Source organism: uncultured Lactobacillus sp. (assembly GCF_947367085.1).
In the GTDB taxonomy this organism is placed as follows: domain Bacteria; phylum Bacillota; class Bacilli; order Lactobacillales; family Lactobacillaceae; genus Lactobacillus.
The window spans coordinates 24,057-33,371 of sequence record NZ_CANBCP010000017.1 but is presented as its reverse complement, the minus strand read 5'-3'; the positions used below and the strand labels follow the sequence as shown (position 1 = coordinate 33,371).

Sequence of the window (9,315 nt, the reverse complement as noted above, 5' to 3'; positions counted from 1 at the left end):
ATTGAGGATATTTTAATAGTTACTGGTAAAAATAAGCGATCAATTGAAGACCACTTTGATGCAAATCCTGAATTAGAGCAAGATTTACAAGAAAAGCATAAGGATAAGCTATTGAAGTTAACTCAATCAATTACTGATTTAGGGGTAAACTTGTATTATACACGTCAACCTCATCCAGCTGGCTTGGGGGATGCTATTTACCGCGCTAAGAGTTTTGTGGGTGACGAACCATTTGTTGTTATGCTTGGGGATGACTTGATGAATGATCAAGAGCCGCTTACTAAGCAATTAATTGATCGTTATAATAAGACTCATGCTTCTACGATCGCGGTGATGCGCGTGCCACATGAAGAAGTTTCCAAATACGGTGTGATTGATCCTTCTGGTGAAATTGAATCGGGCCTTTACAATGTGCAATCATTTGTGGAAAAACCTGATGTAGATAAGGCACCAAGTGATTTGGCAATTATTGGACGCTACTTGCTCACACCAGAAATTTTTGATATTTTGGCTACTCAAAAGCCTGGTCGTGGTGGTGAAATTCAATTAACTGATGCTATCGACACTATGAACAAGACGCAAAGAGTTTTTGCTCATGAGTTCAAAGGCGAACGCCATGATGTGGGTAATAAGGAAGGATATTTGGAAACAGCTATCGAATATGGCTTGACTCATCCGGAAACAAAAGATGCCTTAAAACAATATATTATTGATTTAGGAGCTAAATTATCTAAGCAAGGTAAAAACACTACCAAGAAACAACTTTTGCAGCTTTAAAGGAGATTGATTCGCTTTCTTTGAGGATCAATTTGGATGCCAAAAAAATGATATTCTTGTCCTTCAGATTGAACAGTTAAGCTGATATTTTTTTGCTTTAGTCGACTAAAGAGATAGAGGATATCTTGAATCGTTTTTGGTTTTTTATCCTTTTGGCATGCAAGAATACATTTTGAAGAAGTAAGATTAACCTTAAAAATGGGCCATTGTGGTCCATTTTTTTCTTTGCAAAAAAAGATTGTATATGACTTATCAAGATCATTTACTAAGTGTAAAAAATTAGTTAGTTGCATTTTTTGTTCCCCTATATGAAACTAGTTAACTAAATTTATAGAAATTCAAGACTTTAAATCTATATTTAATATGATTAATATAGATATATCATTTAATTTAAAAGAAAAGAAGATTAACTATGTGGCATAAACATCGAAAGCTTTGGATTTCTCTAATTACTATTTTAACAGTTACTATAGTGGCCTTTTTATCAGCAGGAATGTATTTTTTCAATGTAGCTTGTGTACCGGGACACAAAAGTTTTCTTAGCTCTAATTCGAAAGTGATTAAAAAAAGCGATCCCTTATATCAACAAAAGATCTGGTATCAAAAAGCACCTAAGCAAAATATAAAGATGAGATCCAGTGACAACAAATATATCTTGGATGCAAACTATATTGCCTATCCTCATAGTAAAAAGACAGTCGTGATTTTGCATGGATATATGAATACGAAAGACACGATGGGCCCTTATTCAGCAATGTTTCATTCATTGGGCTATAATGTTTTGATGCCTGATGCAAGGGCACATGGTGCAAGCCAAGGAAAATACATTGGTTATGGCTGGGTAGAAAAAAGTGATGTTAAAAAATGGCTAAGTTTGCTAGCTAAAAAAAATCCTAATGATAAAATTGTGATCTTTGGTGTCAGTATGGGAGCTGCTACGGCAATGATGACTGCGGGTGAGAAGATTCCCCACCAAGTTAAAGCCGTTGTAGAAGACTGTGGTTATAGCAATGTTAAAGATGAAATTGAACATGAAGCACAAGACATCTATAATATGCCAGCTTTTCCACGTTTCCCAATGGTTGAAATCTTGAGCGTGATCAATAGGATCAAAGTCGGTTATTTTCTAAAAGATGGGTCAAGTGTTAATCAATTAAAGAAAAATAAGTTGCCAACTTTATTTATCCATGGTCAAAAAGATACCTTTGTTCCTACGAAAATGGTTTATGAAAATTATCGTGCTAACCATTCCAAAAAGAGTCTCTGGATAGTAAAAGGTGCTGGCCATGCGAAAAGTTTTCAGACAAATCCAGTTGACTATCAAAAACATGTGGATAAATTTTTGCATAAATATGTTCATTAATAGAAAAAAATTCATTAATCTTTGAAAGTGCTTACACAACTTGCTATAATGAGTATGTGGAAGAGGTAAAGTTATTCATATAAAGTTTTTATCTCCAGATTGTAGTGTTTTAAAGACAGATTCTCTTAATAATCAGATAGTCGTTATTCAATACAAAGCAAAACAAGTGATGTTGATCCAATTACGATAGCAATAATGATGACGTAATATCGTAAAGCTAGATAGTTATTTTTGCCTCATCCACTTGAACAGCAGGCTTGCAAATGACCTAATAAGTCAGCAGCCTGCTTTTTTATACAAAAAAATAAGAAGAAACTTCTCCTTATAATTATATAATTATGATTTTGCTTGTTTATCTATCTTTTCTTAAGACCAATTTTGCAACGCCTTCCCAGCGTGGTGTTTGTGGCATCATGTCAACTGGTTTTATCACACGTACATCATAAACTTCACTTAATAAAACTAAATCTTTTGCTAGAGTGGATGGATTACATGATATGTATACAAAAGTTTCCGGTTTAACTTCTAACAAAGTTTTGATAAGTTTTTTATTTAATCCAGTTCTCGGCGGATCGACAATTAAAGCATCAATTGAGACGCCTTGATTTTTTAGATTAGGCAGAACTTTTTCAACACTGCCTTGGATATATTCAGCATTACGGACATGATTCAACTTGCAGTTTTCTTGAGCATCGGCAACTGCTTCTGCAATCGTTTCTATTCCGATTACTTGATGAACCTGACTGCTTGCTAAAATACCTAATGTTCCAACTCCTGAGTAAGCATCAATTAAAGTTTGATCTGGGGATAAATCAAGGTATTTTAGAGCTTGCGAATACAAGTTTTGTGTTTGAATAGGATTTAACTGGAAAAATGCTCTTGGAGAAAGTTTAAATCTACTGCCTAATATTTCTTCCATAATGTGGTTTTTACCAAAAAGCTTGATGGTTTTGTTACCCCAAACCTGTGGATTATCCCACTGAGTTTCATTTTGAAAAACACTGACAACATTATCTAGCTTCATGATTTCTTGAGCTAATAATTTTAAATTTTTAATCTTCTTACCGACGGTGATCAAAGTAACTTGAATTTCTTTAGTAGCGTTTGATTGACGAACTGCAATGGTCTTAATTCCATCTGATTTATGCCGATAGTCACTAATTCTAATATGGAGTTTATCAATGAGTTGCTTGATTTTTCTTTCTACTAGTTGCGTATCCTTTGATTGAGTCGGCATAACTTCTGCATCAATTAAGCGATGAGAATTAGGAGCATAAAGTCCTAATTTTGTTTTCCCTTTATTGAATTCAATTTGATATTGAGCTTTATTGCGATAATGCCATATTTCTGGAGCAGGTAGTGTGTTTTTTACCTTGATCTTATTAAAATTACGCGGATGATACTTACGTAATGCTTCTAAAATCAAGTGCTTTTTAAAATCTAATTGAGCCTTGTAATCTAAATGTGCAAGTTCTAGCCCTCCAATTTCTGGATCAACACCTTTAGGTAAAGCTACACGGTCTGGCGATTTTTCTTTAATTCTTACTAATTCGCCCTCTAAATAGTGAGGGTAAGATTTTGTGATTCTAGCAACAACTACTTCATTTGGTAAAGCATTGGGTATAAAAATGATCTTCTTTTTATAGTATCCAATCCCTTCACCGTTTATCCCTAGCCGTTTAATGGTAATTATGATATCTTTTTCTTGTTTGTTTTTTGCAAATTTGGTCAAAATTAAGTCCTCATTTCGTTTTTTACGCAAAAAAGTGTCACAATTATGATAAGCGCAATTATTTATTGTGACAAGTAATCTGTATAATCATTTTATCAAAAAGAAAGGGTAACTATGGCAATAATTACTAAAGTTACTACTCAAAAAAGAAAAGGCTATTTTAATATCTTCTTGGACAATCAATTTGCTTTTGGAGTTAGTGAAAAGACTTTGACTGAGTATCGGCTTTTTAAAGGTATAGAATTAAGTCCTCAACAAGTTGAAGAGATCAAACAAGCTGAACTTGATAGTCGTGCAACAAGTTTAGCAATGAATTTTTTAAGTTATCAGCCTCGATCTATTTATGAAGTAGCGCAATATCTAAATAAACACGAAATTAATCCAGAAGCGCAAAATAATGCTATTGAGACATTAACACAGCTCGGTTATTTAGATGATAGCAAGTATAGCGAATTATTTATCAAGAATAATTTACGAGTTGGAAAAGACGGACCGCAGAGCATAAAAAATAAGCTTGCCAAAAAAGGTGTGAGCACAGAAATTATTCAAAATTGCTTGGATGAATTTGAAGATCAGGATTGGCAAGAAGCAGGTACGCGCCTAGTTCATTCATTAATTCACCAGCAAGGAAAGTTAGCAAGTAAAGAAATTATCCGTAAGGCTAAAACTAAGTTGCTCAGTCACGGTTTTTCATCTGATATTGCAGATTTAATAGTTGATGCACTTGATTTAAATAATGACGACCAAGAACAATTAGAAGCATTAAAAAAACAGGGTATCAAAGTTTATAAACGCTATCGTAATCAAGATGAATTCACTCGTAAGCAAAAAGTTAAGCGCTATTTATTCCAACATGGTTTTTCTTCTACAGAAATTGATTCATTTTTAAATGGGGAAGTTATTGATTTATCCGAAATAGATGAATATTAAATTGCTGGTATAATGAAAAGCGAGAAGGTGAGTCAATTGGCTGGACCAAAAGAAGGCGATTATATCGCCATTGAGAGTTATAAACATAATGGATTGCTCCATCGCAAGTGGCGCGATACGATGGTCGTAAAAACCGAGCAGAACATTTTAATTGGGGTCAACGATCGGACCTTAATTACAGAAAGCGATGGACGCAAGTGGCTAAGTCGTGAACCAGCGATAGTTTATTTTCATAAGAAACTTTGGTTTAATGTGATTGTTATGCTGCGTCCAGAAGGAGTAGCATATTATTGTAATTTAGCTAGTCCATTCGTACTTGATCGTCAAGCATTAAAATATATCGATTACGATCTCGATATCAAAGTTTTTCCGGACGGCGAGACACGTTTGCTTGATGTTGATGAGTATGCAATGAACAAAAAAAGATGGCATTATGGTGAAAAAATTGATACGGTTTTACGAGGAGCCAGTTTAGAATTACTTGACTGGATTGAAAAAGGCAACGGACCGTTTTCACCACAATTCGCCAATATTTGGTATGAACGTTATAACGAATTACGGCCAGATTACAAAAATAGTTTTTTCAAGGGGAAAGAAAATGAAGAAAGAAAGATTCTCGGAAATGAACCTTATCGGCAAAGTTTTTTTGCCGAATCAAATGGATAATCAAAGAAGTTTTGGACAACAAGTTCAAGAAACCGAAAATGATCCAATTTTTAAGAAGTTTTTAGAAAAAAACGGCCTTACTAATCAAAGAGCAAGTTTGGTTGTCTTTGCTCCAGATACTTTCATGTTTTGGTATGGGGTGGTTACTGATAAGAAGATTAAGCAGCTGCCTAAACAATTAAACCATTTTGAATTACCAGCTAGTGAAGTCGCAGAGGTTGAAACTGATGACATGAATTTAAGCTTTTTCAGTCAACCTCTAAATTTTGTGATTCCAACTTTCTTAGATAAGTTAGCACAAGAAAAAGTGGTTTTCCATGAAAATCCAGGCGATAGCCAACACCCATACATCTTAACTACTTTGAATTTATCAAATAAAAAACTGGAGCAAGTATTATACTTGGACTCCAGTTTACAAAAGTAATTATATTTTAGCGCTGCTGAGGATCAATTGATAAGTTATCGTATTCAATATAGGCTCCAATACAAGTTGAAATCAGCATGACTAACAAAACCCAGCCAGTAGATGTACCAGTAATCATTTTTAGAGGTAAAACAGATCTGACGATTACGGTTGCAAGCCAGCACAAGACAAAGTCTAAGACGACATTACCAATTAAGAATAACTTACGGCGGCGAATACTGAAAAAGCGCAAAAATTGCTTAAATAAATTTTCAGGAATATTATCTGAAACTAAATCTAAAGGACGTTGAATGGTTGCCTTAATTGCAAACATAATTATTGCCCCTACTAATGCTCCGATAACAGTTCGCCATAAGTTATCAGAATGACGAACTAACGCATTATAGCCAATACCAATAATAGCTAGGCTGCAGATGTAGGGAATAAGTAAAAGAAAGGTAAATACTAGATAGATACGTTCTTTTTTCATATAACTTAACCTCGTTTCTTAGCCTTTATTCTAACATATATTAGGTTATGATATAATGACGGTTAATTAATTGTTAGCAGTCGATTTTAAGAAAGAGTGAAAAAAGAGATGAGTAATGACCCGGCCGCGAATGATTTTTTTAGTAAATTGAGAGCAAAATTGCATGGTGAAGATCAGCTCGATACACCCGAAAAAATTAAGTTAGAACTTAAAAACTTGCATGATCATCATAAGATTACAGATCGTGAATATTTTATGATGGATGGCATTATCAATTTTCAAAGTAAAGTTGCCCGTGAGGTCATGGTGCCGAGAACTGATGCTTTTATGGTCGATATTAATGATGACTTTCAAGATAATTTGGATGAGATTTTGAAAGAACCGTATTCTAGAGTGCCTGTCTATGATGGTGATAAAGATAAAATCGTCGGTGTTATTCATATTAGAACGGTCTTACGTAAAGCTCGAAAAGAGGGCTTTGATAAATTGGATTATCAAGATGTGATGTTTAAACCGCTTTTTGCACCAGAAACAATGGAATTAGGCGAATTATTGCTTGAAATGCAGCAGACCCAGCGTCAATTAGCAATTTTGACTGATGAATATGGGGGAGTTGTTGGTTTGGCGACAATTGAAGACCTAATTGAAGAAATTGTGGGTGATATCGACGATGAGGTTGATAAGGCGCAGGTTTTATTTAATAAAATTTCCGATAATCAGTATGTTATCTATGGTAAAATGCCCCTAACTGACTTTAATGATGAGTTTGGCACGCATTTAGAAATGGAAGATGTCGATACTGTAGCTGGCTATGTAATTACTAAGCTAGGTTTAATTCCGGCCAAAGGCGAAAAATTAAGTGTGCAGTTAGATAATGGGATGACTCTAACTACTCGACGAATGAAGGGGTCACGTCTTTTAACCTTGTTATTGACTATTCCAGAAAAGAAAAAAGAGGAAGTAGCAAAAGATTAATGAATAAATTAACAGATGAAGTAAAGAAAAGAAGAACATTTGCCATTATTTCCCACCCAGATGCTGGTAAGACAACGATTACTGAACAAATGCTCCTTTTTGGTGGGGTAATTAGAAGTGCTGGTACTGTTAAGGCTCGTAAAAGCGGACATTACGCAACTAGTGACTGGATGGCTATTGAAAAAAAGCGTGGTATTTCTGTAACTAGTTCAGTTATGCAGTTTGAATACCAAGGTAAGAGAATTAATATCTTGGATACTCCTGGACACCAAGATTTCTCTGAAGATACTTATCGTACCTTAATGGCGGTTGACGCAGCAGTTATGGTAATTGATTCAGCTAAAGGTATTGAGCCACAAACTAAAAAGCTCTTCAAAGTTGTTAAAAAACGTGGCATTCCAATTTTTACATTCATGAATAAGCTGGACCGTGATGGTCGTGAGCCACTTGATTTAATCGCTGAATTAGAGGACTTGCTCGGTATCGAAGGAGTAGCTATGAACTGGCCAATTGGTATGGGTAAGCAATTAAAGGGACTTTACGATATCGCTAATAATCGGGTTGAACTTTATCGTAAAGATGACAAAGACCGCTATTTGCCACTAAATAGCCAAGGAAAATTAGATGAAAGTGAGCCCCTAGCTCAAGATGGATTATATCAATCAACTTTAGATGATATTGATCTTTTAAAAGAAGCGGGTAATAGCTTTGATAAAGAAAAAGTTCTTAAAGGTGATCAAACTCCCGTTTTCTTTGGTTCTGCATTAACGAATTTTGGAGTTGAAACTTTCTTAGATAGCTTTGTTAACTTGGCTCCTGCGCCAGAAAGTCATCTGGTAAATGGAGATGAGGAATTAAAAGCTGATGATCCTGAGTTTTCCGGTTTTGTCTTTAAGATTCAAGCTAATATGAATCCAAACCACCGCGACCGAATTGCCTTTGTAAGAATCGGAAGTGGCGAATTTAAAAAAGGTATCGATGTTACCTTAGCTAGAACGGGTAAACCTGTTCGTTTGAATAACGCTACTGAATTTATGTCAAGTGAGCGTGTTCAAGTATCAGACGCTGTAGCTGGTGACATTGTTGGTTTATATGACACTGGAAACTTTCAAATTGGTGATAGCATCTATGCTGGTAAGAAAAAGATTGTTTATCCAGAACTGCCGCAATTTACTCCGGAAATCTTTATGCGAGTTACTGCTAAAAACGTAATGAAGCAAAAGTCATTCCACAAAGGGATGAACCAATTAGTGCAAGAAGGTGCTATTCAGTTATATCGTGGTTGGGCGACTGATGATTATATCTTAGGTGCAGTCGGACAGCTACAATTTGAAGTATTCTCCTTCAGAATGAAGAATGAATATAACTCTGAAGTTGAACTTCACAGCTTAGGGAATCGTGTAGCACGCTGGATTAATCCGGACCAACTTGATCCCAAGATGTCATCATCGCGTAACTTGTTAGTTAAAGATCGTGAAGGCGAGCCATTATTCTTATTTGAAAATGCATTTGCTGAAAGATGGTTTAAAGATAAGTATCCAGATGTTGAACTAAGTTCACGTTTATAAAATCAAAAAAGACTGAGATTTTTGAATTCTCAGTCTTTTTTGGTATGAAAATTTTATCTATCACAAGTAATTGAAATTATCTTGCGACTTTTATCAACTGTTATGTCGTAAATAGTATCTTCGTGAATTAAACGTTTAATGACAAATTCAACTTCATCTTGTTTAATTGCTCTTTTATGATTTTCCATAACAATTTCAATTTTATCAGAAGTTTCACTATAAACTACTGTAGTATTACCTAATGAATAGACCTTTACAAATTGACTGTTGGTTGATGCAAGTTGTCTTTCAACTACATCCCTAAAAGTATTTGTGACATCAATCAAATGCATTTAGTTCACGCCCTTTATTAAATCTTCTTTCTATTTTAGTATACGCCTTTTTTCTGAACATAAAAAACATTAATAAAAG

At 34.7% G+C, this 9,315-nt stretch carries 11 protein-coding genes; 7 read left to right on the top strand and 4 right to left on the bottom strand.

Features of this window, described 5'->3' with window-relative positions:
* A partial coding sequence (locus Q0Y70_RS04510; protein WP_297817312.1) for a UTP--glucose-1-phosphate uridylyltransferase occupies nucleotides 1-777 on the top strand: 777 nt, incomplete at its 5' end.
* Here the strand turns inward: Q0Y70_RS04510 and Q0Y70_RS04505 are convergent.
* Nucleotides 774-1,070 (bottom strand): hypothetical protein, encoded by a 297-nt coding sequence (locus Q0Y70_RS04505; protein WP_297817309.1) that lies wholly within the window; start codon nucleotides 1,068-1,070, stop codon nucleotides 774-776. The genes Q0Y70_RS04510 and Q0Y70_RS04505 overlap by 4 nt on opposite strands.
* A gap of 119 nt (nucleotides 1,071-1,189) precedes the next feature.
* On the opposite strand from Q0Y70_RS04505, the gene Q0Y70_RS04500 reads away from it, so the two are divergent.
* On the top strand, nucleotides 1,190-2,140 hold the full coding sequence (locus Q0Y70_RS04500; RefSeq protein ID WP_297817305.1) for an alpha/beta hydrolase: 951 nt from the start codon (nucleotides 1,190-1,192) through the stop codon (nucleotides 2,138-2,140).
* A 352-nt stretch (nucleotides 2,141-2,492) separates the two neighbouring features.
* On the opposite strand, the gene rlmD is transcribed toward Q0Y70_RS04500, so the two are convergent.
* Nucleotides 2,493-3,872, bottom strand: a complete 1,380-nt coding sequence (rlmD, locus tag Q0Y70_RS04495; protein WP_297817303.1) for a 23S rRNA (uracil(1939)-C(5))-methyltransferase RlmD — start codon at nucleotides 3,870-3,872, stop codon at nucleotides 2,493-2,495.
* A gap of 114 nt (nucleotides 3,873-3,986) precedes the next feature.
* On the opposite strand from rlmD, the gene recX reads away from it, so the two are divergent.
* From recX to Q0Y70_RS04480, 3 genes are read left to right on the top strand one after another with little or no spacing between them, the layout of a single operon-like run.
* Nucleotides 3,987-4,802 (top strand): recombination regulator RecX, encoded by an 816-nt coding sequence (gene recX / locus Q0Y70_RS04490; RefSeq protein WP_297817300.1) that lies wholly within the window; start codon nucleotides 3,987-3,989, stop codon nucleotides 4,800-4,802.
* A 36-nt stretch (nucleotides 4,803-4,838) separates the two neighbouring features.
* Complete coding sequence (locus tag Q0Y70_RS04485) at nucleotides 4,839-5,468, top strand: DUF402 domain-containing protein (RefSeq protein ID WP_297817297.1); 630 nt, start codon at nucleotides 4,839-4,841, stop codon at nucleotides 5,466-5,468.
* Nucleotides 5,401-5,892 carry a hypothetical protein gene (locus Q0Y70_RS04480; RefSeq protein ID WP_297817292.1) on the top strand — a complete coding sequence of 164 codons (492 nt, stop codon included), beginning with the start codon at nucleotides 5,401-5,403 and terminating at the stop codon, nucleotides 5,890-5,892. The genes Q0Y70_RS04485 and Q0Y70_RS04480 overlap by 68 nt, the downstream gene beginning before the upstream one ends.
* A gap of 7 nt (nucleotides 5,893-5,899) precedes the next feature.
* Here the strand turns inward: Q0Y70_RS04480 and Q0Y70_RS04475 are convergent, their stop codons facing one another.
* Complete coding sequence (locus Q0Y70_RS04475; protein ID WP_297817290.1) at nucleotides 5,900-6,361, bottom strand: hypothetical protein; 462 nt, start codon at nucleotides 6,359-6,361, stop codon at nucleotides 5,900-5,902.
* Nucleotides 6,362-6,469: 108 nt separating this feature from the next.
* Here Q0Y70_RS04475 and Q0Y70_RS04470 point away from each other — a divergent pair, with 108 nt between their 5' ends.
* Nucleotides 6,470-7,336: a hemolysin family protein gene (locus tag Q0Y70_RS04470; protein ID WP_297817287.1), complete on the top strand. Its 867-nt coding sequence runs from the start codon at nucleotides 6,470-6,472 to the stop codon at nucleotides 7,334-7,336.
* Nucleotides 7,336-8,904 carry a peptide chain release factor 3 gene (locus Q0Y70_RS04465; RefSeq protein WP_297817284.1) on the top strand — a complete coding sequence of 523 codons (1,569 nt, stop codon included), beginning with the start codon at nucleotides 7,336-7,338 and terminating at the stop codon, nucleotides 8,902-8,904. The genes Q0Y70_RS04470 and Q0Y70_RS04465 overlap by 1 nt, the downstream gene beginning before the upstream one ends.
* A gap of 53 nt (nucleotides 8,905-8,957) precedes the next feature.
* On the opposite strand, the gene Q0Y70_RS04460 is transcribed toward Q0Y70_RS04465, so the two are convergent.
* The gene (locus Q0Y70_RS04460) at nucleotides 8,958-9,236 is read right to left on the bottom strand and encodes a DUF1827 family protein (RefSeq protein ID WP_297817281.1); all 279 of its coding nucleotides are present in this window, start codon (nucleotides 9,234-9,236) and stop codon (nucleotides 8,958-8,960) included.
* Nucleotides 9,237-9,315 lie beyond the last annotated feature (79 nt).